The 23,643-nt window shown below is 73.0% G+C and carries 24 protein-coding genes; 22 read left to right on the top strand and 2 right to left on the bottom strand.

From position 1 onward, the window contains the following. Positions 1–64 precede the first annotated feature (64 nt). Positions 65–658, bottom strand: coding sequence for an NAD(P)H:quinone oxidoreductase (wrbA, locus tag BSZ37_RS06055; RefSeq protein ID WP_095509683.1), 594 nt, complete (start codon positions 656–658; stop codon positions 65–67). A gap of 303 nt (positions 659–961) precedes the next feature. Between wrbA and BSZ37_RS06050 the strand changes: the two genes are divergently transcribed. Beyond that, positions 962–1,870 carry an NAD(P)/FAD-dependent oxidoreductase gene (locus tag BSZ37_RS06050; protein WP_095509682.1) on the top strand — a complete coding sequence of 303 codons (909 nt, stop codon included), beginning with the start codon at positions 962–964 and terminating at the stop codon, positions 1,868–1,870. Between the two features lie 32 nt (positions 1,871–1,902). On the opposite strand, the gene BSZ37_RS06045 is transcribed toward BSZ37_RS06050, so the two are convergent. Beyond that, positions 1,903–2,736 (bottom strand): nucleotidyl transferase AbiEii/AbiGii toxin family protein, encoded by an 834-nt coding sequence (locus BSZ37_RS06045; protein ID WP_095509681.1) that lies wholly within the window; start codon positions 2,734–2,736, stop codon positions 1,903–1,905. Between the two features lie 98 nt (positions 2,737–2,834). Between BSZ37_RS06045 and BSZ37_RS06040 the strand changes: the two genes are divergently transcribed. The 21 genes from BSZ37_RS06040 to BSZ37_RS05935 all read left to right on the top strand — a co-directional run bounded on the left by BSZ37_RS06040 (position 2,835) and on the right by BSZ37_RS05935 (position 23,642). Beyond that, positions 2,835–3,704: a YicC/YloC family endoribonuclease gene (locus BSZ37_RS06040; protein ID WP_179299498.1), complete on the top strand. Its 870-nt coding sequence runs from the start codon at positions 2,835–2,837 to the stop codon at positions 3,702–3,704. An 80-nt stretch (positions 3,705–3,784) separates the two neighbouring features. Further along, positions 3,785–4,372 (top strand): guanylate kinase, encoded by a 588-nt coding sequence (gmk, locus tag BSZ37_RS06035; RefSeq protein ID WP_095509679.1) that lies wholly within the window; start codon positions 3,785–3,787, stop codon positions 4,370–4,372. Positions 4,373–4,488: 116 nt separating this feature from the next. Beyond that, positions 4,489–4,800: a DNA-directed RNA polymerase subunit omega gene (locus BSZ37_RS06030; protein WP_095509678.1), complete on the top strand. Its 312-nt coding sequence runs from the start codon at positions 4,489–4,491 to the stop codon at positions 4,798–4,800. 52 nt (positions 4,801–4,852) lie between these two features. Beyond that, positions 4,853–6,076 (top strand): bifunctional phosphopantothenoylcysteine decarboxylase/phosphopantothenate--cysteine ligase CoaBC, encoded by a 1,224-nt coding sequence (gene coaBC / locus BSZ37_RS06025; protein ID WP_095509677.1) that lies wholly within the window; start codon positions 4,853–4,855, stop codon positions 6,074–6,076. 41 nt (positions 6,077–6,117) lie between these two features. Continuing rightward, a complete protein-coding gene (locus BSZ37_RS06020) occupies positions 6,118–6,765 on the top strand; it encodes a GDSL-type esterase/lipase family protein (RefSeq protein WP_095512326.1) in 648 nt (215 codons plus the stop codon). Between the two features lie 123 nt (positions 6,766–6,888). Next, positions 6,889–7,530 carry a DUF3109 family protein gene (locus BSZ37_RS06015; RefSeq protein WP_095509676.1) on the top strand — a complete coding sequence of 214 codons (642 nt, stop codon included), beginning with the start codon at positions 6,889–6,891 and terminating at the stop codon, positions 7,528–7,530. 47 nt (positions 7,531–7,577) lie between these two features. After that, entirely contained in the window at positions 7,578–9,071 is a 1,494-nt protein-coding gene (rpoN, locus tag BSZ37_RS06010; RefSeq protein WP_095509675.1) for an RNA polymerase factor sigma-54, read from the top strand. Between the two features lie 172 nt (positions 9,072–9,243). Continuing rightward, positions 9,244–9,627: a hypothetical protein gene (locus BSZ37_RS06005; RefSeq protein WP_143537572.1), complete on the top strand. Its 384-nt coding sequence runs from the start codon at positions 9,244–9,246 to the stop codon at positions 9,625–9,627. Between the two features lie 57 nt (positions 9,628–9,684). Further along, complete coding sequence (locus BSZ37_RS06000; RefSeq protein WP_095509673.1) at positions 9,685–11,619, top strand: sialate O-acetylesterase; 1,935 nt, start codon at positions 9,685–9,687, stop codon at positions 11,617–11,619. A gap of 486 nt (positions 11,620–12,105) precedes the next feature. Beyond that, a complete protein-coding gene (locus BSZ37_RS05995) occupies positions 12,106–14,379 on the top strand; it encodes a phage tail sheath C-terminal domain-containing protein (RefSeq protein ID WP_095509672.1) in 2,274 nt (757 codons plus the stop codon). 36 nt (positions 14,380–14,415) lie between these two features. Then, positions 14,416–14,937, top strand: coding sequence for a phage tail protein (locus tag BSZ37_RS05990; RefSeq protein WP_095509671.1), 522 nt, complete (start codon positions 14,416–14,418; stop codon positions 14,935–14,937). A 42-nt stretch (positions 14,938–14,979) separates the two neighbouring features. Continuing rightward, on the top strand, positions 14,980–15,690 hold the full coding sequence (locus BSZ37_RS05985; RefSeq protein ID WP_218830418.1) for a T4 family baseplate hub assembly chaperone: 711 nt from the start codon (positions 14,980–14,982) through the stop codon (positions 15,688–15,690). Positions 15,691–16,430: 740 nt separating this feature from the next. Further along, on the top strand, positions 16,431–16,622 hold the full coding sequence (locus tag BSZ37_RS05980; protein WP_143537571.1) for a hypothetical protein: 192 nt from the start codon (positions 16,431–16,433) through the stop codon (positions 16,620–16,622). Next, on the top strand, positions 16,619–17,902 hold the full coding sequence (locus BSZ37_RS05975) for a Pvc16 family protein (protein WP_095509669.1): 1,284 nt from the start codon (positions 16,619–16,621) through the stop codon (positions 17,900–17,902). The genes BSZ37_RS05980 and BSZ37_RS05975 overlap by 4 nt, the downstream gene beginning before the upstream one ends. Further along, entirely contained in the window at positions 17,899–19,830 is a 1,932-nt protein-coding gene (locus tag BSZ37_RS05970; RefSeq protein WP_095509668.1) for an ATP-binding protein, read from the top strand. The genes BSZ37_RS05975 and BSZ37_RS05970 overlap by 4 nt, the downstream gene beginning before the upstream one ends. Beyond that, the gene (locus BSZ37_RS05965; RefSeq protein WP_095509667.1) at positions 19,827–20,090 is read left to right on the top strand and encodes a hypothetical protein; all 264 of its coding nucleotides are present in this window, start codon (positions 19,827–19,829) and stop codon (positions 20,088–20,090) included. Before BSZ37_RS05970 ends, BSZ37_RS05965 begins: the two co-directional genes overlap by 4 nt. A gap of 751 nt (positions 20,091–20,841) precedes the next feature. Further along, a complete protein-coding gene (locus tag BSZ37_RS05955; RefSeq protein ID WP_095509665.1) occupies positions 20,842–21,051 on the top strand; it encodes a hypothetical protein in 210 nt (69 codons plus the stop codon). Between the two features lie 12 nt (positions 21,052–21,063). Beyond that, the gene (locus BSZ37_RS05950) at positions 21,064–21,726 is read left to right on the top strand and encodes a hypothetical protein (RefSeq protein ID WP_095509664.1); all 663 of its coding nucleotides are present in this window, start codon (positions 21,064–21,066) and stop codon (positions 21,724–21,726) included. Positions 21,727–21,730: 4 nt separating this feature from the next. Continuing rightward, the gene (locus tag BSZ37_RS05945) at positions 21,731–22,021 is read left to right on the top strand and encodes a hypothetical protein (RefSeq protein WP_095509663.1); all 291 of its coding nucleotides are present in this window, start codon (positions 21,731–21,733) and stop codon (positions 22,019–22,021) included. 2 nt (positions 22,022–22,023) lie between these two features. Next, a complete protein-coding gene (locus tag BSZ37_RS05940) occupies positions 22,024–23,145 on the top strand; it encodes a phage late control D family protein (RefSeq protein ID WP_095509662.1) in 1,122 nt (373 codons plus the stop codon). After that, entirely contained in the window at positions 23,142–23,642 is a 501-nt protein-coding gene (locus BSZ37_RS05935; RefSeq protein ID WP_095509661.1) for a phage baseplate assembly protein V, read from the top strand. Before BSZ37_RS05940 ends, BSZ37_RS05935 begins: the two co-directional genes overlap by 4 nt. Position 23,643: the final 1 nt, after the last annotated feature.

The raw sequence follows: 23,643 nt of genomic DNA, 5'->3' as shown, positions 1-23,643 counted from the left end.
CCCGCCCGCCTCGGCACCGAGGTGGACGGGGGCGCGGTCGTTTCGGGCCGCCGGTCGGACCGGCTCAGCCGGCGATCTTGTCGGTGAACCGAACGAGCCGCTCGGCCTGGTGCCGGATGGCCGCCAGCGACGCGTCGTCGACGCTGTCGCTGTTCGCCGTCACCGTCGTGCCGTAGGGGTTGCCACCGGCGTTGAACACCGTGCCGTCGGTGTAGCCGGGCGGCACGAGGACGCAGCCCCAGTGCATGGCCGTCACGTAGAGCGTGAGGAGCGTCGTCTCCTGGCCGCCGTGGTCGTTCTGCGCACTGGACGTGGCCGTGAACGTCTTGTCGGCCAGCTTGCCCTCCTGCCAGATCGGCCCGAGCGTGTCGATGAACGACCTCATCTGGCTGGCGGCGCCGCCGTAGCGCGTCGGGGCCGAGAAGAAGTAGCCGTCGGCCCACACCATGTCGTCGGTCGAGACGACGGGGACGTCGGACTCGCGCTCCTTCTGGGCGGCCCACGCCTCCTGGGCCTGGACGACTTCCTCGGGCGCGGTCTCGGCGACCTTCCGGAGGCGGACCTCGGCGCCCGTCGCCTCGGCAGCGTCGGCGGCGGCCTGGGCCATCGCGTGGTTGTGGCCGTAGGTGGAATAGTAAACGACGAGGATCTTGGACATAGGGGTGGGGGGAGAAGGAACGTTGCGACGGGGCCCGCCGTGGGCGGTTCCGATAGTCGTTCCAACAAACAGACAGGGCCGGCCTGATCGTCGAGGCCGCTCGCCGACGCCGTCCGCCGACCTCGGTAGGCCGGCGGACGGAGCGACCGAGGCGGCTCGACTCGGCCGCGACACGTCGAACCCGCCGCGCCTCGCGGTCTCCTTGCGGATGGCGCCCTGTGGGACGAGGCCCATGAGCGCCTGGAGTGCAGGTAAGAGGAGCTCAGGGTGACCCGTCCGATGGCATCCCTCCCCGGTGCCCTCATGCCTCCCCGCCCGTTCGACGCCATTGTAGTTGGAGGCGGCCCCGCCGGTCTCAGCGCTGCCCTCGCGCTCGGCCGGTCCCGCCGCCGAGTCCTCCTCGCCGCGGACGGCCCGACGCGGAACGCCCCCGCCGAGGCGGCCCACAACGTGTTCACGCGGGACGGCACGCCACCCGCCCACCTCGTCCGGCTCGGCCTCGACCAGCTCGCGCCCTACGACGTGACCGTCCGTCGAGAGCGGGCCACCGATGCGGAGCGGACGGGCGACGGCGTGGTCGTCACGTTCGAGGGCGGAGAGCGCGTCGAGGCGCGTGGCGTGGTGCTCGCCACGGGCGTCCGCGACGTGCTGCCGGACGTGCCCGGGATGGCCGAGCTGTGGGGGACCGGGGTGTTCCACTGTCCCTACTGCCACGGCTGGGAAGTCGCCGGCCGGCCGCTGGCGGTCCTGGCCCGCGGCGAGGCGGCGCACCACCTCGGCCGGCTCATCCGGGGGTGGACCGACGACCTCGTCCTGTTCACCGACGGCCCCGGCGGGCTCGACGACGACGAGCGCCAGCGGTTCGAGCGAAACGGGGTCGCCGTCCGCGAGGAGCCCATCGAGCGGCTGGAGGGCGAGAACGGAACGCTGAAGGCCGTCGTGCTGGCGGACGGGGAGCGCGTGGCCCGGGCCGGCCTGTTCCTCCGCCCGGACCAGGAACTCCGCTCGGACCTCCCCCACCGGCTGGGCTGCCCGCTCACCGACACGGGGCGCCTCGCGGTCGACGTGGGGGGCCGGACGCCCGTGGGCGGCGTCTACGCAGCGGGCGACATCGCCACGGCCATGCAGTCGGTTCCGACGGCCGCCGCCAGCGGGGCGCTGGCGGGCGCGATGCTCAACTTCGACCTCCTCGAAGCCGACTTCCTCCCCTGACCCCGCCCGCCTCGGCGTCGAGGCGGAGAACGTCAGGCGACCTCGACCGGCTCCCCTTCAGGCAGCCCCATCGCGTCGACGAACGCCTCGATCGTGCGCCACACCACGTCGAACGGGGCGAACGGGAGCCCCGGCTGCTCGGCGCGGAGCGCGCGGTAGCCCTGCTCCGCGAACGTCCGCACGCCGACGGCGCGGAACTGGGACCGCGTGATCGGGAGGTACTCGGGCCACGATGCCATCTTGACGAGGAGCGCCTCGCGCACGACGTCGGGGTCCGGCACGAACGGGGCGACCGAGAGCGCGAACCAGAGGTCGTAGACGTCCGAGTGGCGGACCTTCCCGCGGCGGCGCTGCTGGAGGAGCACCTTGAGCTTGTCGGCCACGACGTCGTCGAGCGTCGAGGCGAGGACGGGCACGCCGTCGATCCGCGCGAGGGCCGTGTGGCAGACCCGCTCGCACAGCGTGACCTGGACCTCGACGGCGCCCTCAACCGGTTCCGCGTCGTCGGTCCGATAGTCGACCTCGGCGAACACGGTTGGGAGGAGCTGGCTCCACTTCACGATGCGGAGCGTGGCCTGGTCGAGCCCGAAGCGCGGCGCCGTGTCCTGGACCGTCTCGGCCAGCCGGTCGCAGACGTCGCGGAGCGTGACCTCGTGCGCATCGGTGAGGGCGTTCTCGTGGGCGCGCACGTGGTTGAGGTCGATGTCGTCGGACTCGCGGGGCGAGCCGTAGACGCGCTGGAGCACGAGGCCGCCCTTAAGCACGTAGTGCTGGGCGAGGTCCTCATGGTGGCGGAGGGCGGCGAGGACCGCGAGGCGGGCGCGCTGGTCGGGCGCGGGCGGCGGCAGGGTGGGCACAGTCGGCATGCGGCGTCTACGCACGAGCCCCACGCGAGATCGCCTTCGCACGCCGTAGGTTTGCCGCTCGCCGTCGCTCCCCCACCCGCACCCCGATGCTTCGCAGCATGACCGGCTTTGGCCGCGGCACCGCCCGCGAGGGCGACGCTGAGGCCACGGTCGAGGTCCGCACCGTCAACGGCCGGTTCGCCGAGGTCAGCGTCCGCGGGCTCGGCGAGCTGGCGGAGCGCGAGGCCGCGATCCAGGGCCTCGTGAAAGTGGCCATCGACCGCGGCAACGCGACCGTCCACGTGTCGGCCTCGGCCGGCGACGGCGACAGCGGGCTCCGCGTCGACACCGCGGCGGCGGCCCGGCTCGGCGCGCTCCTCCGCGAGGCCGCCGAGGCGGCCGGCCTCGGCGCCGGCGCCGTGACGGTGGCCGACCTCCTCCGCGCCGGCGACGTCCTCGCCCCGGCCCCGCCCGATCCCGCGCACGCCGAGACCGCGTGGGCCGCGACGAGGGCCGCGCTCGCCGACGCGCTCGACCGCCTCGAGGCCATGCGCCGCGCGGAGGGCGCCGCCCTCCACGACGACCTCGCCGCCCGCGCCGACGCCCTCGAAGGCCTCACCCGTGACGTCGAGCAGCGCGCGCCCATCCGGCTGGAGGTCGCCCGCCAGCGCCTCCGCGACCGCCTCGGCGACCTCGCCGACGTGCCGGACCTCGACCCCGGCCGCCTCGAGGCCGAGGCCGTCCTCCTCGCCGACAAGCTCGACGTGACGGAGGAGACGGTCCGCCTCCGGAGCCACCTCGACCAGTTCCGCGAGGCGCTCGTCGAGGCCGAACCGGTCGGCCGCCGGCTCAACTTTCTGGCCCAGGAGATCGGCCGCGAGGTCAACACCATCGGGTCGAAGGCCAACGACGCCGAGCTCACGCGCCTCTCGGTCTCGATGAAGGAGGAGCTCGAGAAGATCCGCGAGCAGGTGCAGAACGTCGTCTGAGGGACTGGGGACTGCGGGGACCAGGGGCTCACCGCCCCTCCCCAGTCCCGAGTCCCCCACGTCCTCAGTCCCCACCCCTCATGAACCTCATCGTGCTCACGGCGCCGAGCGGCGCGGGCAAGACGACGATCGCGCGCCGGCTGATGGCCGAGGTGGAGGGCCTCCGGTTCTCGGTCTCGGCCACGACGCGCGACCCGCGGCCCGCCGAGCGCCATGGGGTCGACTACTTCTTCCTCTCGCCCGACGCGTTCCGCGAACGCCTCGACGCCGGCGACTTCCTGGAGCACGAGGAGGTCTACCCCGGCCGGTTCTACGGCACGCTCCGCCAGGAGGTCGAGCGGATCGCCCGGATGGACGACGTCCGAGCGGTCGTGCTCGACATCGACGTGAAGGGCGCCCTCAACGTGAAGCGCCTCTACGGCGACGCCGCGCGGACCCTGTTCATCGCCCCGCCCAGCCTCACGGCCCTCGCCGACCGGCTCCACGCGCGGGGGACGGAGACGGAGAAGCAGGTGACGACACGGCTCGAACGGGCCAAGATGGAGATGGCGACCGCCCCCGAGTTCGACGCCGTCATCGTCAACGACGACCTCGATGCGGCCGTCGCGGAGACCGTCGCCCACGTCCGGGAGTTCTTGGAATCGAGAGGGATGCGGGACGAGGCGTGAGGCCGAAGCCCTCATCCCCGCCCCCCTCGCCCCGACTCCTTCCCGCGTTTTTAGCCGATCCGGCCCCGCGGGCGCGCGTACTCTGTCCCGTTCCTGCGCACCGAACCCCCTACTTCATGGCGATCCAGACCCTCGACACGGCCAAGATGGCCGAGGCGACCGGCAACCTCTACGAAACCGTCGCCGTGCTCTCGAAGCGCGCCCGGCAGCTCTCGGCCAAGACCAAGGCCGAGCTCGACCAGCGCCTGAGCTACTTCGAGGACCTCTCGCTCGACCCGGCCGAGGAGCTCCGCTCGAACGAGGACCAGCTCCGCATCTCGCTCGAGTACGAGCGCCAGCCGAAGCCGAGCCGCGCGGCCATCGAGGAGCTCGAGCAGGACGAGCTCTACTTCCGCAACCCGACCGCGGCCGAGGGCGACGGAGCCTAGTCCGTCGGGCGGGGTACGTGGGGGGACGCCCCCGCTCTCCGCCCACCGCCTCGTGTCGCTCGAAGGAAAAAAGCTCGTCCTCGGCATCACGGGGAGCATCGCGGCCTACAAGGCCGCCGACCTCACGCGCCGCCTCGTCAAGGCCGGCGCCGAGGTCCAGCCCGTGATGACGGCCGCGGCGGCCCGTTTCATCCCGCCGCTCACCATCGCGACGCTGGCGGGCCGCGAGGTCCTGACGGAGCTGTTCCCCGAGGCGGGCGAGGCCCAGACGGCGTGGACGAAGCACGTCGACCTCGGGCTCTGGGCGGATGGCGTCGTCATCGCGCCCGCCACGGCGCAGACGCTCGCGAAGCTGGCCGGCGGCTTCTGCGACTCCATGCTGACGGCCGTCGTGCTCTCAGCGCGCTGCCCAGTCCTAGTGGCGCCGGCCATGGACCACGACATGTGGGGCCACCCGGCCACGCAGCGGAACGTCCGCCAGCTCCGGGCCGACGGCGTCGAGGTGGTCACGCCCGCCCACGGCGAGCTCGCCTCCGGCCTCGTCGGCGACGGCCGCCTGCCGGAGCCCGAAGAGCTCGTCCGGCGAATCGATGAGTGGCTTGGCTCCCCCCGCCTCGGCACCGAGGTGGAGACGCCCGACCGGTCCCTCGCGGGCCGCCACGTGCTCGTCACGGCCGGGCCCACGCGGGAGGCCATCGACCCCGTCCGGTTCCTCTCCAACGGGTCGACCGGGACGATGGGGTTCGCCCTCGCCGCGGCCGCCGCTCGGCGAGGGGCCCGCGTGACGCTCCTCGCCGGCCCCGTCCGCCTCGACACGCCGCCCGGCGTCGAGCGCGTCGACATCGTCTCAGCCGACGACCTCCTGGAGGCCGCCCTCGCGCACGCCGACGCCGACCTCGTCATCGCCGCCGCCGCCGTGAGTGACTACGCGCCGGCCGCGCCCTCCGACCGGAAGCTCAAGAAGGGGGAGGGCGACCTCACGCTCGCGCTCCGCCGGACGCCCGACGTGCTGGCGACGCTCGGCGAGAGGAAGCGGGACGGGCAGACGCTCGTCGGGTTCGCGCTCGAGACGCACGACGGCGAAACCCATGCCCGCAACAAGCTGGAACGGAAGAACCTCGACTGGATCGCGCTCAACGTGCAGGGCGAGGCCGGCGCCGGCATGGGCTCCGCCACGAACCGCGTGACGCTGATCGGCCGCGACGGCGCCCGCGTCGAGATCCCGACCGCCTCGAAGGCCGCCGTCGCCGACGCGATCCTCGACGCCGTCGCATGAGACGCCTCGCGCTCGCCCTCCTCGTCCTCGCCGCCGGCTGCATGTCCGAGTCGCCCACGCCCGCCCCGACGCCGGAGCCCGCCGGGCCCGTCCGCTATCTCGCCCTCGGCGACTCGTACACCATCGGCGAGGGGACCAAGCGGGCGGACCGCTGGCCGAACCAGCTCGCCGACACGCTCCGCGATTCGGGCCTCGACGTCGAGCCGCCGATCATCGTCGCTCAGACCGGATGGACGGTCGACGAGCTCGACGCGGGCATCGGCGCCGCGGACCCGCAGGGACCATTCGACCTCGTCACGCTGCTCATCGGCGTGAACGACCAGTACCGGCGGTACTCGCTCGACGGCTACCGGGCGGACTACCGCCGCGTGCTCGGCCGGGCCATCGGCTTTGCCGGCGACGACCCCGGCCGCGTCGTCGCGGTGTCGTTCCCGGACTGGAGCGTGACGCCGTTCGCCGAACAAGCAGAGCGGACGCCAGACCAGATCGCGGCCGAAGTGGACGCCTTCAACGCCATCGCTCGCGAAGAGGCCGAGGCGGCCGGGGTCGCGTGGGTCGACATCACCGGGCTCTCGCGCCTGCAGGGCGACCTCGTCGTGCACGACGGGCTCCACCCGCGCGCCGAGGCCTACGCCGGATGGGTCGGGCGGATCGCGCCGGCGGCCCGCGCCGCGCTGGCGGGCGAGTAGGACTGCCGCCTCGACGCGGAGGTGCCCGCCTCGGTCGTCCGCCGAGGCAGGCCGGGCCTCCGGGCACGGCCTCCGGGGATTTCTCCGTTGACCGCGGACCGCCCCCGGACCTACGTTGGAACCATGTTTGCTGTCGACCACGTCCTCGTCTCCGACGCGCTCCTCGACGCGCCCTTCGCGTGCCACCTCGGGAGCTGCTTCGGCGCGTGCTGCGTGCACGGCGACCGCGGCGCGCCGCTCGAGCCCGACGAGCGCGAGGCGCTCGAACACGCGCTGCCGGTGGTCGAGCATCGGCTCCGACCCGAGGCCCGTGCCGAGATCGCTCGGCGCGGCGTCTGGGAAGGCACCGAGCGCGGCGGCTACCACACCACGACCGTCCGCAATCGCGAGTGCGTGTTCGTGGTGTACGACGGCGGCGGGGCCGGCTCCGGCGTCGCCAAGTGCGCGCTCCAGCAGGCGTTCTGGGCGGGCAAGCTCGGCTTCGAGAAGCCCGTCTCGTGCCACCTCTACCCCGTCCGCGCCGAGACGTACGGCGAGGGCGAGGACGCCGTCGACGTGCTGAACTACGAGCGGATCGACCTCTGCGCCCCGGCCGTGCCCCACGGCGAGCGGACCGGTGTCCAGCTGGCCGACTTCCTCGAGCGCCCGCTCGCCCGGAAGTACGGCGCCGATTGGGTCGACCGCTTCCGCGAGACGCTCCGCCAGCGCCGCCTCGACGTCGGCATCGGGCCGCAGGACGAGGCGCCCGCGCCGGCCGCCTCTTAACAGGCCCATCTCGCTTTCCGATACCCCCCGCGTCGTCCGTCCCCCCGATGCTCAACCTCCAGCAAAAGCAAAGCCTCCAGCAGAAGCTCTCGCCGCAGCAGATCCAGTACATCAAGCTGCTGCAGCTGCCGACGCTCGCGCTCGAGCAGCGGATCAAGGCCGAGCTCGAGAGCAACCCGCTCCTGGAGGAGGGCGAGGAGGAGGACGACCTCCAGCTCGACAACTCCGACGAGCCGACCGACGACGGCTCGAGCGACCTCGACGACGACCTCCCGTCCGACGACACCCAGTCGTCGTCCGACGACGAGTTCGACTGGGACGAGTTCTTGAACGCGCCCGACGACCTCTACGGCTACAAGGCCCAGGTCGATCACTCGGCTGAGGAGGACGACCGCGAGTCGCCCATGCCGGCCCTGTCGTCGCTGGCGGAGGGCCTCCGCGAGCAGGTCGGCCTCCTCGACCTCGACGAGACCGAAGAGCTCGTGGCCGACCAGATCATCGGGTCGATCGACGAGGACGGCTACCTCCGCCGGCCCGTCGAGTCGATCCTCGACGACGTCATGTTCAACTACGGCGTCGTGCTCACCGAGGACGACGTGGAGCGCGTGCTCTCGCGGATCCAGCGGCTCGACCCCGTCGGCATCGCCGCGCGCGACCTCCGCGAGTGCCTCCTCATCCAGCTCGACGTGCTGGGCGACGAGGTCGACGGCCGCGAGAACGCGATCGACATGCTCCGGGACTGCTACAAGCCGTTCACGATGAAGCACTTCGACGCCATCAAGCGGAAGCTGAACCTCGACGACTTCGAGCTCAAGGAGGCCTACGACCTCGTCCGCAGCCTCGACCCGAAGCCGGGCGAGGGCGACTTCGCCACGCAGACGAACTACATCACGCCCGACTTCACCGTCGAGCGCGACAACGACGACTTCCGGATTCTCCTCAACGGCCGCAACGCCCCGGAGCTCCGCGTGTCCCGGCACTACCGGAACATGTGGAACGACCTCTCGGCCAAGAAGACGAAGGGCGACGAGAAGGCCAAGGAGACGAAGGACTTCCTCAAGACCCGGATGGAGTCGGCGCGGTGGTTCATCAACTCGATCCAGCAGCGGCGCAACACGCTCCTCCGGGTGATGGAGGCCATCGTCGAGGTCCAGCACGACTTCTTCGAGCACGGCGAGGGCCACCTCAAGCCGATGATCCTCAAGGACATCGCCGACATCATCCACATGGACATCTCGACGGTGAGCCGCGTGGTGAATGGGAAGTACGTCCAGACCGAGTACGGCGTCTACGAGCTGAAGCACTTCTTCTCCGAGGGCATCACGTCCGACGAGGGCGAGGAGGTCTCGAACAAGGAGGTCAAGGCGCTCCTCGAGCGGATCATCGCCAAGGAGGACAAGACGAAGCCGTACAGCGACCAGAAGCTGGCCGACCTCCTGGCCGAGGAGGGCTTCCCAATCGCCCGGCGGACCGTGACGAAGTACCGCGAGCAGCTGAACGTCCCGGTCGCGCGGCTCCGCAAGCAGATCGTCCTCGCGTAGCTCGCCTCCGGCGGGACGACGCCCCGCGTACGGGCCCCCGCCCCGTCCGCCTCGGGGCCGAGGCGGAATAAGCCGAGGCGTCTGCCCTGCGTCGAACCCAGCGGAGCCTCCAGCCCGAGGTCCGCGTTCCAGACGACCCGAGCCCTCACGCCTTCGCCTCACGCCTGACCCCGTGTCCGCCCCCACCCCCGACGACATTCGTGTGGCGGTCGACCGACTGCTGGCCCGGCTCGGCCCGGAGGCCGCCGCCGAGGGCCCGCGCCAGCTCGCGATCGCGCTGGCGCTGCAGGAGGGGCTCTCGGCCGAGGAGGCCCTCGCGCGGTGCGGCGTGGACGTCCCGCCCCCGCGGCCGGCGCCCGTCGCGTTCGTGCTGCTGCCGCCGGGCGCGCTGTTCTGGTGGCAGGGCCAGCGGTTCCGCAAGGTGCCGGCGCGGGCGTCGCGCGACCTCGTCCCAGGCGCCCCGAACGCCTACCCGGTGGACGGCGGCGACGGCCGGTGGCTCGCGCCGGATCAGCGCGTCGAACGCGTCGTGACGGGCCGGCGACGGGCGGCGTAGCGGGACTGGCGGAAGCGCCCGCCGAGTGCGAACCTTGGGCGCCGCTCTTCCCCTCCCATGCGCATCGTCCTCCTCGCCCTCGTGGCCTTGACCTTCGCCACGGCCGCCCACGCCCAGCTCCGCCTCCCGCTCGTCCTCTCCGACGGCGCCGTGCTCCAGCGCGACCGGGCGATCCCCGTCTGGGGCTGGGCCTCGCCCAACGCCGACGTCTCGGTCCGCCTCGGGGACGCTGGGGAGACCGCCGAGGCGGACGCGGACGGCCGCTGGCGCGTCGACCTCCCGGCGATGCCGGCCGGCGGGCCGCACGCGCTCGTCGTCACGTCGGGCGGCGAGACCGCCGAGGCCGACGACCTGTACGTCGGCGACGTGTGGGTGCTGTCGGGCCAGTCGAACATGGAGTGGACGGTCCAGGACGCCAACGACGCGGCGGCCGAGATCGCGGCGGCGACGGACCCGTCCATCCGCCACTTCAAGGTGCCGCAGTCGTTCGCCGAGACGCCGCAGGACGAGCTCGTGGGGGGGAGTTGGGCGGTGGGCTCGCCCGAGACCGTTGGCGACTTCTCGGCCGTCGGCTACTTCTTCGCGCGCGACCTCCGCGAGGCGGGCGTCGACGTGCCGATCGGGCTTCTCCACACGTCGTGGGGCGGCAGCCGGATCGAGCCGTGGATGAGCCCCTCCATGCTCGGCTACGGCGAGGGCGACGTCGAGGCGGTCTGGGAGGCCGAGCGACAGAAGGAGGAGGCCGTCCGCGCGCAGCTCATGGCGTCGCTCGGCGGCGAGATCCCGACGGAGGACGCCGGGATGGATGGCGGCGAGCCCGTCTGGGCCGCGCCCGACCTCGACACCTCCGACTGGCGGACGATCACCGTGCCGGGCCTGTGGGAGGAGCAGGGCTACCCCGGCCTCGACGGCATCGCGTGGTACCGCACCTCGTTCACCCTCACCCCGGCCGAGGCCGCCGCGGGCGCCACGCTCCACCTCGGCATGATCGACGACGGCGACGTCGCGTGGGTCAACGGCGTCGAAGTCGGCCGAACGCCGAACGCGTATAACCAGGAGCGGCACTACGCCGTCCCCGCCTCGGCGCTCCGGGCCGGCGCCAACACGCTCGTGGTCCGCGTCGAGGACTTCCAGGGCGGCGGCGGCATCTACGGGCCCGCCGAGGGAGTTGCGCTCGAGTTGGCCGACGGGACGCGCCGGGCGCTCGCCGGCGCCGGGTGGCGGTTCAAGGTCGGCGTCGCCCAGATCGGGGCGGGCAGCCAGACGAACCAGGTCCCGATGCTCCTGTGGAACCAGATGGTCGCGCCGCTGACGGTCCAGCCCGTCGCCGGCGTGCTGTGGTACCAGGGCGAGTCGAACGCGAACTCGGTCGAGGACGCCGCGGCCTACGCCGGCCTCTTCCAGTCGATGATCGAGGGCTGGCGCGACGCGTGGGGCGACGACGACCTCCCGTTCTTCTGGGTCCAGCTCGCCAACTTCATGGCGGCCCCGACCGGCCCCGACGACGCCGGCACGTGGTCCACGCTCCGGGCCAGCCAGAGCGCGGCGCTCGACCTCGACCACACGGCCGAGGCCGTGACCTACGACGTCGGCGACCCCGACGACATCCACCCGCGCGACAAGCAGACGGTCGGCCACCGGCTGTCGCTGGCGGCCCGCGCGCTGGTCTACGGTGAGGACGACCTCGAGTACTCCGGCCCGCGGTTCGAGGATCTCGACGTCGCCGACGGTCGCGCCGAGGTGTATTTCACCCACCTCGGCGGAGGGCTGAGCACCCGCGACGGCCTCCCGCTCGGCGGCTTCGCCATCGCCGGCGCCGACGGCATCTGGCACTGGGCCGATGCCGAGATCGACGGCGACCGGGTCCTCGTGTGGAGCGACGCCGTGCCGGACCCGGTTTCGGTCCGCTACGCCTGGGCCAACAACCCCGAGGCGGCCACGCTCACGAGCGCCGAGGGCCTCCCCGCGGCCCCGTTCGAGGCCGAGCGGTAAGCGCCCGGTCCGCGAGGCTCCATCGGCGACGAGGGCGGCTCGTCACCAACACCCAAGCGGTTAGCACTCTGCGACCTGCGGCCCCACCGACGAGGTCGGGGCCTGGGCTCACGTCCGTTCGGGCCCGACGACCGGACGGCGTCCCTCACTCAGGAGGGACCAATACCGTCTCATGTGAGCCCTGTGGCACCCTCTAGGACGCACAGGCCTCATCGAGAGCGGCTTGGAGCACGACGGTACGAACTCTTTCTCGGCGTCCGGTCCGTGGGGCGACAGGGGTCGGCCGGGAATCCGGTACCGATGAGTGTCTACTCGAGTCGCACCGGGGGATGGTCCCTGTTCCCCGCCGATGTCATACACTCATTATCCCCCCGCTCTTTCAACTCGCTGACCCCGTCGCGGAGCACCGGTCGCCCCTCCCGCAACCGTGCCCCTTTGGATGCGATGCCTCCACGACGGCCGCGACCCATCTAGCCCCAGCCGACCATGCCGACAGCTCCGACGTACCCCGGCGTCTATATCGAGGAAGTGCCCAGCGGGGTGCGCACGATTACCGGGGTCGCGACCTCCGTCGCCGCGTTCCTCGGCTACTTCTCGCGCGGCCCGATGGATGAGGCCGTCCGCATCTTCAACTTCGGCGATTTCGAGCGGGCCTTTGGCGGCCTCCGCGCCGACAGCGAGGCGGCCTACGCCGTCCAGCAGTTCTTCCTGAACGGGGGGGGGCAGGCCTACGTCGTCCGCACGGCCGCCGCCGTCGCCGCGGCCACCGCGACCGCCACCCTCCGCGACGGGGCCACCGACCTGCTGGCCCTCGAGGCGGCGGCCGTCGGCGCGTACGGGAACGGGGTCCGCGCCGAGGTCGACTACGACGGCGCCACGACGGCGACGCGGTTCAACCTCCACCTCACGCTGGCGGACGACCCGTCGACGACGGAGGACTACACCGACGTGACGCTGGCGGAAGCGAGGGACGCCATCAACAACGTCGCCACGGGGTCGGCCCTCGTGACGGCCACGCTCCCCGGCGGCGCCGGCCGGCCGGAGGCCGGCACCACGATGCTCGCCGGCGGCGTGGACGCGGGGCCCGCCGCGGCCGCCATCGTCCTGGGCAACGCCGCCGACGCCCCCACGGGGCTCCTCACGCTGACCGCCGCCAGCGAGGGCGCGTGGGGAAACGCTCTCCGCGCCCTCGTGGACTACAACACCGCCGACCCCGCGACGACCTTCAACCTCACAGTCCTCGAGTTTGGCGTGGTCGACGGGCGGACACAGGCGGTGGCGACCGAGGTGTTCCGCAACCTCACGTTCGACCCCGCGAGCGCGCGGTACGTCGTGGACGTGGTGAACGGGGGCTCGGCACTGGTGCGGGCCGAGGCCGTCGGGACCCCGGCCACGACGGCGCGGCCGGCCCACTCCGGCACGCTGAGCGGCCCGGTCAGCCTCGGCACGCTGAGCGGCGGGGAGACGCTGAAGGTCTCGGCCGATGGAGGGGCGACCACCCACGAGGTGGCGATCGCCGCCGGCGCCCCGGCGTCCGTCCCCGCGCTGGCCTCCGACCTCCAGTCGCGCATCCGCGCCGCCGACGCGTCGCTGGCGGCCGTGACCGTGCGCGCGATCGGGAGCGCCACCACCCAGCAGCACCTCCACGTGAGCGCCCCGGGGGCGGCCCACGTGGTCTCGTTCTCCGACGTCGGCGCCGACGGCGACACGCTGGCCGGCCTCCTCGGCCTCGACGACGCCTCCCGCACGAACGTCCAGCAGTACGTGCTCGGGGCGCCGACCGCGGCGGGCGCCCAGGTCCTCCCCGGCTCGGGGGCCCAGCAGGTCGGCGCCGACGGGGCCCTCCCGAACGCCGCCGCCCTGATCGGCTCCGAGGGCGACAAGTCGGGGATGTATGCGCTCCTCGACGTCGACCTCTTCAACCTCCTCTGCATCCCGGACACGATGCGGCTGGCCGACACCGACGCCGCCCAGGTCGCCGCCGAGGCGACGGCCCTCGCCGCCCGGGAGCGCGCCTTCTACATCCTCGACGCGCCCCAGCCCGCGGCCAACCCGCTCGACCTCCCGACGGAGATCGAGGCGTGGCTCGACAGCAACGCGACGCTCCGCCACAAGAACGCCGCGCTCTACTACCCGCGGCCCGCCGTCGCCGACCCGCTCAACGACTTCCGCCTCCGCGAGGTGGCTTCCTCTGGGACGATGGCCGGCGTCTACGCCCGGACCGACGCCACGCGCGGCGTCTGGAAGGCGCCAGCCGGCACCGAGGCCGTCCTCCGCGGGACGCAGCGGCTCGAGTACACGCTCACCGACGCCGAGAACGGCGTGCTCAACCCGCTCGGCATCAACGCCCTCCGGACGTTCCCCGTGGTGGGGACCGTCGCCTGGGGCGCGCGGACGCTCGACGGGGCCGACCAACTCGCCAGCGAGTGGAAGTACATCCCGATCCGCCGGCTCGCGCTGTTTATCGAGGAGACCCTGTTCCGTGGCACGCAGTGGGTCGTGTTCGAGCCCAACGACGAGACGCTCTGGGCCCAGATCCGGCTCAACGTGGGCACGTTCCTGCACACGCTGTTCCGCCAGGGCGCCTTCCAGGGGAGCTCGCCCAACGCGGCCTACTTCGTCAAGTGCGACGCCGAGGTCAACCCGCAGGCCGACATCGACCGCGGCATCGTGAACGTGGTCGTGGGCTTCGCCCCGCTCAAGCCCGCCGAGTTCGTCATCGTCAAGATCCAGCAGATGGCGGGCCAGCTCGAGGTCTGACCCCCGCCCCGGCCCCCTCACGCCTCCGACATCGCCATGGCCCAGTTCAGCACCAATCCCGAACGGTTCGACCCGTACAAGAACTTCAAATTCCGCGTCATCATGGACGGCCGCTACGTCGCCGGCGTGAGCAAGGTCGGCGCGCTGAAGCGGACGACCAAGCTCGTCGAGCACCGCGACGGCGCGGACCCCAGCACGACGCGGAAGTCGCCGGGCCGCACCGAGTACGACGCGATCTCGCTCGAGCGTGGGAAGACCCACGACGAGGAGTTCGAGCGGTGGGCCAACAAGGTCTGGAACTACGGGGCCGGCCTCGGCGCCGAGGTCTCGCTCGCCGACTTCCGCAAGGACCTCATCATCGAGGTCTACAACGTGGCCGGCCAACTCGTCATGGCCTACAAGGTCTACCGCTGCTGGGTCTCGGAGTACCAGGCGCTCTCGGACCTCGACGCCAACGGCGAGGCCGTCCTCATCGAGTCGATCAAGCTCGAGAACGAGGGCTGGGAGCGGGACTACGACGTGGTCGAGCCCAAGGAGCCGTCGTTCGTCGAGCCGTAGGCCCAGCCCACCGGTGCCCTCTCCCTCTCCCGCCCCCTGGCCATGGACCCGCTGTCTGCCGCGCACCTCCTCGACGCCTGCGAACGCGGGCGCGCGCTGCCGGCAGCGTCCCGCGCCCTCCTCCTCCTCGGCGCCGCACACCCCGACGAGCCGCCCGGCGCCCTCGCGGCGCTCCCGGTCGGCCGGCGCGATGCGCGACTGCTCCGCCTCCGCGAGCGGACGCTCGGGCCGGCCCTGGAGATCGAGACGCGCTGCCCGGCCTGCGACGAGCGCCTCGAGCTGACCGTCCCTGGCGCAGACCTCCGCGCGGCCTCGCCGGCGGCCGCCCCCGAGCCGCTCCGCCTCGACCACAACGGGACCACGGTCACGTTCCGCCTCCCCACGAGCCGCGACCTGCTCGACGCCACCGACGCCGACGGCCTCCTCCGCCGCTGCGTGCTGGAGGCCCATGACTCGAACGGCGAGCCCGTCGCCGACCTCGGTCATGAGGTCCGGGCCGCGCTGGCGCAAGCGATGGCCGAGGCGGACCCGCTCGCTGAGGTCGACCTCGCGATGACGTGCGTGGCGTGCGGCCACGAGTGGTCCGACGTGCTGGACGTGGCGTCGTTTGTCTGGGCCGAGTTCGAGGCGTGGGCGCCCCGCCTGCTCCGCGACGTCCACCGGCTGGCCTCGGCGTACGGCTGGGCCGAGCGCGACGTGCTCGCGATGAGCGCGTGGCGCCGGGGTCAGTACCTCCAGCTCCTGGACGCGTGACGGGCTACCTCCAGCGCCTGCTGGCGCGAAGCCACGAGCCCGCGGGCGCCCTCCGCCCCCGCCAGCGCTCGCCGTTCGAGCCCCTACCCACGCTCAGCCCGCTGGCGCCTCCGCTGGAGGCCATCGTGGAGGCGCCGCCGACGACGCCCGAGCGCGCCCCGACCGACCCGCCGTCCGACGCCCCGCTTCGCCCGACGGCCGGCGCACCCGAGCCCGACCCGCGCTCTGCCCCGGCGCGCCCCTCGCGAAACGTCTCGTCACCAGCGCCCCCAGAAGTGGTCGGACCGAACTGGGAGCCGACCGACGCGCCCCGCCCGGACCCGCGACCGGCCGCCACCCCCACTCCCTCCGTGGAACCACCGAGGCCGACCGAGCCAGCGCTCCGGCCTCGGACCGCCTCGCGAGAGGGCTCGCCGGAGAACGGGACCGCACCTCCTCCGCCTCGGCCGTCGGGCCAGCTGGGTCGCGAGCCCGAGACGCCGACGCCTCCGCGGCGAGGTCAGGCCACTCCGCTAGAGGCTCCCGATGAGCCCGCACGCACGACGCGGCCTGCAGCCTCGCCCGGAGCAGACGACGAGCGCACCGACGCCCGCCTCGATCCGCGACCTCATGCGGAGCGACGGGACGACCGCGCAGAGATCGCCCCGGACCCGCCGGCCGGCGCGCCCGTCACTGCCGCACAGATGCCCGTGGCGGAGGCAGCCCCGCCCGCCGCCCGCCGCCCGATCGAGGCCCGACCGGTGGCCCTGCCCCCCTCGGTCTCGCCGGGCGGCCTGGAGGCCGAGCCGCGCTCCGTGCCGGACCCGACGATCCACGTGTCGATCGGCGTCGTGGAGGTCCGCGCCGTGCAGCCGCCGCCACACCGGCGCGCGGAGCGGCCCGCGCCGGTCGTCTCGCTCGACGAGTTCCTCAAGCCCAGCGGGACCCGGTGAGCAGCGCCCTCGCCATCGCCTCGGTCACGGCCGTGATCCGCGAGGTCGTCCGCGACGCCTTCGTGGACCACGGGGTGCCCGTGCTCCTCGGCAGCGCCGACGTCACGGCCGTCGCGCCGGACCGGATCGCGCTCGGCGACACCGGCGACGTCGGGCTCAACGTCTACCTCTACGGGACCACGCCGAACCCCGGCTGGCGCAACGCCGGGCTGCCCTCGCGGAACAGGCACGGCGATCGGCTCACGAACGCACCGCTGGCGCTCGACCTCCACTACCTCCTGACGGCCTACGGCCGCCAGGACCTCCAGGCCGAGATCCTGCTCGGCTACGCGATGCAGCGGCTCCACGAGGTGCCCGTCCTCGAGCGCGACACGATCCGCACGATCCTCGCCGACGCGAGCCTCCTCTCCGGCCGGCTGGCGGACTCGGCCCTGGCCGATCAGGTCGAGCTCGTCAAGCTCGCGCCGGCGCCGATGAGCACCGAGGAGATCTCGAAGCTGTGGTCCGGCTTCCAGGTCAGCTACCGGCCGACGGCCGCCTACGTCGCCTCCGTCGTGCTCATCGAGGCCGACGAGCCGACGCGGACGCCGCTCCCAGTTCTAACGCGCGGCCCGCGCGACGCGGTGACGGGCGAGGAGCGGGGCGTCGTGGCCGTCACGGGCCTCCTCCCGCCGTTCCCCGCCCTCACCACCGCGTCGCTGCCCGACGCCCGGCTCGCCGCCCACCTCGGCGACGCCATCGGCCTGGAGGGCCACCACCTCGACGGCACCGCGCACACCGTCGTCCTGTCGCACGCCCGGCTCGACGCCGAGCATTCGCTCGCGCCCGACGTCGTCGCCCCGAGCGGGGTCGGGGTTACGATCCCCGGCGGTGCCCCCGCCGACTGGCCCGCCGGCCTCTACGGCGTCCACGTCGCGCTCACGCGCGACGGCCGGGAGGTCTCGACGAACACCCTCGCGCTCACGCTCGCGCCCGTCATGGACGTCGGCGGGATCACCGTCACGCTGGCCCCGGGCCCCGACGGGCCGACCGCGACGATCGAGGTGCCCGTCGAGCCGCACGTGTGGCCGGCGCAGGAGGCCTCGCTCGTCGTCGGGAGCCGCGAGGTGCGGGCGGAGGCGCGCACGGCCGTCGCCGACACGCTCACGTTCGGGATGGAGGACGCCGCGACGGGCACGTTCCCGATCCGCCTCCGCGTGGACGGGGCTGAGAGCGCGCTGGTCGACCGGACGGTCTCGCCGCCGGCCTTCGACCCGTCGCAGCAGGTCACGATCCCGTGAGCGCCGCCGCCCCTACGTCCTGGCACGAGGCCAACCAGCGCCACCTCGGCGCCGCCCTCGACGAGGTCCGCGCCGCTCTCGACCGCGCGGCCGGGCTCGACGCCGACTCTGCCGACGAACCGACCGAGGCCGTCGACTTCGCCGCGTTCGGGGCCCCCGCGGCGCTGGAGCAGGTCGTCCGCGCGTTCGGGCTCTCGCCGTTCGAGCGGGCCGTGCTGCTCCTCTGCGCGGGCATGGAGCTGACGGCGGCGTTCGCGGAGGCGTGCGCGCGGGCGGGGAGCGACCGCCCGACGTTCGGGCTCGCGCTGGCGTCGCTGCCCGAGGCCCATTGGAGCGCGCTCGCACCGACGGCCCCGCTCCGCCGATGGCGCCTCCTCGAGGTCGGATCCGGCGAGCGCCTCGTCGACAGCCCGCTCCGCCTCGACGAGCGCCTGCTCCACCACCTCAACGGGGTCCAGCACCTCGACGAGAACCTCCTCGGGTTCGTCTACCCCGAGGCCGGGGGCGAGCTCGTCCCGTCGCACGAGGCCGTAGCGGAGGCCGTGGCCGACGTCTGGGCGAGGAACCGCGAGCCGGCTCTCCCCGCGATCCAGCTCAACGGAGTGGAACCGAGCGGAAAGCGCGACGTGGCCGCCGCGGCGTGCGCGCGCCTCGGGCTCGGGCTGTTCCGGATGCCGGCGAGCGTGATTCCCGGGGGCGCCGCCGAGTTCGACGCGCTCGTCCAGTTGTGGACGCGGGAGTCGGCCCTGAGCGGCGCCGCGCTCCTCCTCGACGCCGACGAGGTCGCGCCCTCCGACACCGCGATGACGCTGGTCCGCCGGTTGGTGGACGAGGCGGGCGGGCCGCTGATCCTGGCGTCGCGCGAGCGGACGCGCACCGCGCGGCGGCCGACGGTCGCCTTCGACGTCGGGCGCCCGACGCGGCCCGAGCAGCGGGCGCTCTGGACGGCCGCCCTCGGCGAGCACGCCGCGACGCTCAACGGGCACGTCGGCCGCGTGACGGACCAGTTCGACCTGAGCGGGCCGTCCATCCGGGCCGCGAGCCTCCGCGCGCTCGACGCGCGCCGCCCGGCCGCCGACGCGCTGTGGGACGCCTGCCGCGTCCAGGCCCGGCAGGAGCTCGACGGCCTCGCCCGCAGCGTCGAGCCCCGCGCGACCTGGGACGACCTTGTCCTGCCCGAGCCCCAACTCCGGACGCTCCGCGCCATCGAGGCCCACGTCCGCCACCGGCTCCGCGTGCACGAGGACTGGGGCTTCGGCGCGCGCTCGGATCGGGGGCTCGGCATCACGGCGCTCTTCAGCGGCCACAGCGGGACCGGCAAGACGCTCGCCGCCGAGGTCCTCGCCAACGTTCTCGGCCTCGACCTCTACCACATCGACCTCAGCGCCGTCGTCAGCAAGTACATCGGCGAGACGGAGACAAACCTCCGCCGCGTGTTCGACGCCGCCGAGGCGGGCGGAGCCGTCCTCCTCTTCGACGAGGCCGACGCGCTCTTCGGCAAGCGGAGCGAGGTCAAGGACAGCCACGACCGCTACGCCAACCTCGAGGTGAGCTACCTCCTCCAGCGGATGGAGGCCTACCGCGGGCTGGCCGTCCTCACGACGAACCTCAAGAACGCCATCGACGACGCCTTCGAGCGGCGGCTCCGCTTCCGCGTGGCGTTCCCGTTCCCCGACGCGCCGCAGCGGGCGGCCATCTGGCGCCGCGTGTTCCCGGCGCAGACGCCGACCGACGGCCTCGACCCCGACACGCTCGCCGGCCTCAACGCGACGGGCGGCACGATCCGCAACGTCGCGCTCCACGCCGCCTTCCTCGCCGCCGAGGCCGACGGGCCGGTCCGGATGGCGCACGTCCGCCAGGCCGCGCGCGACGTCTACGCCCAGCTCGAGAAGCCCCTCACCGACCGCGAGCTCGCGGGCTGGTCATGACGCTCCACCTCCACATCGACCGCCTCGTGCTCGACGGGCTCGGCCCGCTCGACGCCGGGGCCGTCCAAGCCGCCGCCGAGGCGGAGTTGGCTCGGCTCTTCGCCGCCTCCGGCGTTCCATCTGGCCTCGCCCACGACCCGCGACGGCCGCGCGTCGACGGCGGCGCCTTCTGCGTCGAGACGGCCCGCCTCGGCGTCGGCGCCGAGGGCGTAGGGACGCACATCGCGCGCCGCATCCACTCGAGTCTCACCACCCCGTGATGCCATGCTGACGACAGCTCCCGCGTTAGACCCACATCCGCCCCGGGCGCCACAGTCGACCCTCGCCCCGCGGCGCTGTGCGTGCGGCCGCCCCATCGGGCCGTCAGGCGAGTGCGCCGACTGCCGCCGCAAGCGGCTGGCAAGATTCGGCTCGAACCGGGCCGCCGGGCTCCTCGCCGCACACGCCAGGCCACGCCCGACGACCACGAGCCCGAAGCGGACGGGCGCGAAAGCTCCGCCGAAGGCGACACCCACCTTCATCGGAGACCCCAACACACAGCCGGTGCCGATGCAGACGGGTGGCGGCGGCACGTCGGGCTCGGGGAGCGCGAGCGGGTCGGGTGGAAACTGCACCTCGATCTGCAACCGGGCCTACGCAGATTCGAGTCTCAACTTCGGCGGCGGCGGCGTTGTCTGCGATGGCGCGACGAAATGCCCATGTGTGTTCGACGTCCCGCCCCTCACCCGCGGCCAATGCCCTGGGTTCGACGCCATCGTGCTCCTCCACGAGCGCCGGCACCTGACGGACGTGGACTGCGACCCCTCCCAGGGCCTCCACCGGCCGCCCTTCCGAGACCCGTCGGCAGCGACGGCGTCGGAGTGCGCGCACCGTCAGGAGTCGATCCGTGAGATGGACCGCATCATCCCCGGGTCGGCCGGCATCTGCAGGACAGGGATGCAGTCGATCCGCGCTCAGTTGGCGACCTGGGTCAGCGCCAACTGTGGAACGACACCTTAAGCCTCTATACCCATGAAGAAGCGGATCTACGACGCGCTGAGGGAGGCCGTCGAGCACGCCGAGCGAAAGGACCTCATGCAGAGCGGAGAGTACCGCCTCACCGCATCGCGCGACGGCTCACGCTGGGTGTTCTGGTTCGTGTTCCTGCCCGAGACGCCCGGCCATGACCTCACCGTCACCGTCTCCGACGAGGGCCAAATCGACACCCTCGCTGGGATGTAGCCCCCACCCCTTGTGAACACCGGCTTCTCTCGTTCCCCGCGCATCCAGAAGGGCGCCATCATCGGGCTGGACAAGTTCAACCCGCTGGCGAGCGTCATCGTCTTCCAGTACAACCCGGAGACACTCACGCGCTCGCTCACGGCGCAGACGGGCTCCGAGGGCAGCGACGCGGGCGACGCACTCCGCCTGAAGGCCCCACCGAAGGAGCAGATCACCAGCGTCAAGATCGACCTCGACGCGGCCGACCAGATCGAGGAGGGCAACGGGCTGGTGGCGGGCGTCGGGATCTACCCGGCGCTGGCGTCGCTCGAGATGCTGCTCTACCCCAAGTCGGTGGCCGTCATCGCCAACGAGGTTCAGAAGGCGCTGGGCGTGGTCGAGGTGATCCCGCCCGAGGCCCCGCTCACCCTCTTCTACTGGGGCCTCAAGCGGGTCCTGCCGGTCCGGATCACGAGCCTCTCGGTCCAGGAGCTCCAGTACGACCCGGACCTCAACCCGCTCTACGCGACGGTCACGCTGAGCATGGACGTGCTCAGCTACCACGACCTCGGGCTGCTGAGCGTGGGGGGCGCGCTCTACATGGCCAACCAGATCCTCAAGGAGGGCCTCGCCACGCTCCAGGGCGCCTCCGAGGTGGCCGGGGCGATCTCGGGCTCCGTCAGCGTCAGCCTCTAGCGCCATGTTCGACCCCGCCAGCCGCTACGCCGGCCTCGAGACCGCGACGCTCGTCACCCCCGACGGCGAGGTCCGCTACGTCCGCCGCCGCTTCCTGCCCCCCCCGCCGCCCGAGGCGGAGGTCCTCGCCGAGCACACCGTCGTGGCCGGCGACCGGCTCGACGTGATCACGGCCCGCTACCTCGGCGACCCGCTCCAGTTCTGGCGGGTCTGCGACGCCCACCCCGTCCTCCACCCCGGCGAGCTCACCGACGAGGTCGGCGAGCGGATCCGGATCGCGCTCCCGCGCCTCTAGCCATGCTCGACGGCCTCCTCGGCGCCCGCCTCGCGCTCCTCGCCGGAGCGACGGTCCCGCTCCCGGTGGGGCCCGAGGCCATGCGGGCCTTCTCGCAGGCCGAGGTGGTCCTGGACGCCGACGGCGAGGACGGCTTCCAGCTCACGTTCACGCTCGCCAAGGGACCGCTCCTCGACTACACCCTCCTCCAGAGTGGCCCGTTCGCCCCGTTCAACCGGGTGATCGTGGCGGTCGTGTTCGGCGTCGCGCCCGAGGTCTTGATCGACGGCGTCGTGACGCACCACGAGGTCGTGCCGAGCAGCGAGCCGGGCCAGTCGACGCTCCGCGTGAAAGGGAAGAGCGTGGTCCAGATGATGGACCTCAAGGAGAAGAGCGAGTCGTACCCCAACCAGCCCGACTGGCTCGTCGTGACGCAGATCCTGGCCTCGTACGCCCAGGTCGGCCTGGTCCCGGCCGTCACGCCGACGACCGACGTGCCGATCGAGGTCGAGCGGATCACGCGGCAAGCCGAGACCGACCTCGCGTTCGTCCGGCGGCTGGCCCAGCGGAACGGCTACGTGTTCTACGTCGAGCCCACGCCCGTGCCGGGCGTCAACACGGCCTACTGGGGCCCGGAGACCCGCCTCGGGCTCCCGCAGCGCGCGCTCACGGTCGACATGGGCGACGCGACGAACGTGACGTCGCTCCAGTTCACGGCCGACGCCCTCGCGCCGGTCGGGACCGAGAGCGTCGTGGTCGAGCCGTTCCTCAAGCTCTCGATCCCGATCCCGTCGCTCCCGTCGCTGAAGGTCCCGCCGCTGGCGGCGTCGCCCCTCCCCGCGCGGCGGACGCAGATCCTGCGCGAGACGGCGAGCCAGAACCCGGCGGAGGCCATGACCTCGGCGGTCGCGGCCACGACGCGGGCGCCGGACCCCGTGACGGGCACGGGCGAGCTCGACGCGGCCCGCTACGGCGGCGCGCTCCGGGCGCGGCGGCTCGTGGGCGTGCGCGGGGCTGGCCTCAGCTATGACGGCTTCTACTACGTCCGCCGCGTCTCGCACACGGTCACCCCCGGTACCTACCGCCAGTCGTTCCGCATCAGCCGGGAGGGCACCGGCACCCTCACGCCCTTCGTCGTCCCATGAGCGCCCCCTTCTACGGCAAGTATCGGGGCGTCGTCTCCGACGTCCACGACCCGCTCCAGCTCGGGCGCGTCCGCGCGACCGTGCCCGACGTGCTCGGCGACCAGGAGAGCGGGTGGGCCCTGCCGTGCGCGCCGTTCGGCGGCGACCAGGTCGGCTTCTTCGCGCTCCCGGCGGTGGGCGCTGGCGTGTGGATCGAGTTCGAGCACGGCGACCCCGACCGGCCCATCTGGTCGGGCTGCTGGTGGGGCTCGGCCGCCGAGGTCCCGCCGGTCCTCCTCGCCCCGCCCTACCAGAAGCTCATGATCGTGACGGCGGGCGGGCAGACGGTCACGCTCGACGACACGCCCGGCGTCGGCGGGATCACGCTCGAGACGTCGGCCGGGCAGAAGCTCGTGCTCAGCGCGACGGGCGTGGAGATCGACAACGGGATGGGCGCGACGATCAGCATGACGGGCCCGCAGGTCTCCATCAACAACGGCGCGCTCGACGTGATCTGAC

It is taken from the genome of Rubrivirga marina (assembly GCF_002283365.1).
GTDB lineage: Bacteria > Bacteroidota > Rhodothermia > Rhodothermales > Rubricoccaceae > Rubrivirga > Rubrivirga marina.
Note: the sequence above shows the minus strand (reverse complement) of the source record. Positions and strands in the feature narration are given on the sequence as shown.

Bases quoted from the DNA above. Each gene is read 5' to 3' on its own strand.
- wrbA (WP_095509683.1), bottom strand. From the start codon at position 658: ATGTCCAAGATCCTCGTCGTTTACTATTCCACCTACGGCCACAACCAC.
- BSZ37_RS06050 (WP_095509682.1), top strand. From the start codon at position 962: ATGCCTCCCCGCCCGTTCGACGCCATTGTAGTTGGAGGCGGCCCCGCC.
- BSZ37_RS06045 (WP_095509681.1), bottom strand. From the start codon at position 2,736: ATGCCGACTGTGCCCACCCTGCCGCCGCCCGCGCCCGACCAGCGCGCC.
- BSZ37_RS06040 (WP_179299498.1), top strand. From the start codon at position 2,835: ATGACCGGCTTTGGCCGCGGCACCGCCCGCGAGGGCGACGCTGAGGCC.
- gmk (WP_095509679.1), top strand. From the start codon at position 3,785: ATGAACCTCATCGTGCTCACGGCGCCGAGCGGCGCGGGCAAGACGACG.
- BSZ37_RS06030 (WP_095509678.1), top strand. From the start codon at position 4,489: ATGGCGATCCAGACCCTCGACACGGCCAAGATGGCCGAGGCGACCGGC.
- BSZ37_RS06020 (WP_095512326.1), top strand. From the start codon at position 6,118: ATGTCCGAGTCGCCCACGCCCGCCCCGACGCCGGAGCCCGCCGGGCCC.
- BSZ37_RS06015 (WP_095509676.1), top strand. From the start codon at position 6,889: ATGTTTGCTGTCGACCACGTCCTCGTCTCCGACGCGCTCCTCGACGCG.
- rpoN (WP_095509675.1), top strand. From the start codon at position 7,578: ATGCTCAACCTCCAGCAAAAGCAAAGCCTCCAGCAGAAGCTCTCGCCG.
- BSZ37_RS06000 (WP_095509673.1), top strand. From the start codon at position 9,685: ATGCGCATCGTCCTCCTCGCCCTCGTGGCCTTGACCTTCGCCACGGCC.
- BSZ37_RS05995 (WP_095509672.1), top strand. From the start codon at position 12,106: ATGCCGACAGCTCCGACGTACCCCGGCGTCTATATCGAGGAAGTGCCC.
- BSZ37_RS05990 (WP_095509671.1), top strand. From the start codon at position 14,416: ATGGCCCAGTTCAGCACCAATCCCGAACGGTTCGACCCGTACAAGAAC.
- BSZ37_RS05985 (WP_218830418.1), top strand. From the start codon at position 14,980: ATGGACCCGCTGTCTGCCGCGCACCTCCTCGACGCCTGCGAACGCGGG.
- BSZ37_RS05965 (WP_095509667.1), top strand. From the start codon at position 19,827: ATGACGCTCCACCTCCACATCGACCGCCTCGTGCTCGACGGGCTCGGC.
- BSZ37_RS05955 (WP_095509665.1), top strand. From the start codon at position 20,842: ATGAAGAAGCGGATCTACGACGCGCTGAGGGAGGCCGTCGAGCACGCC.
- BSZ37_RS05945 (WP_095509663.1), top strand. From the start codon at position 21,731: ATGTTCGACCCCGCCAGCCGCTACGCCGGCCTCGAGACCGCGACGCTC.
- BSZ37_RS05940 (WP_095509662.1), top strand. From the start codon at position 22,024: ATGCTCGACGGCCTCCTCGGCGCCCGCCTCGCGCTCCTCGCCGGAGCG.
- BSZ37_RS05935 (WP_095509661.1), top strand. From the start codon at position 23,142: ATGAGCGCCCCCTTCTACGGCAAGTATCGGGGCGTCGTCTCCGACGTC.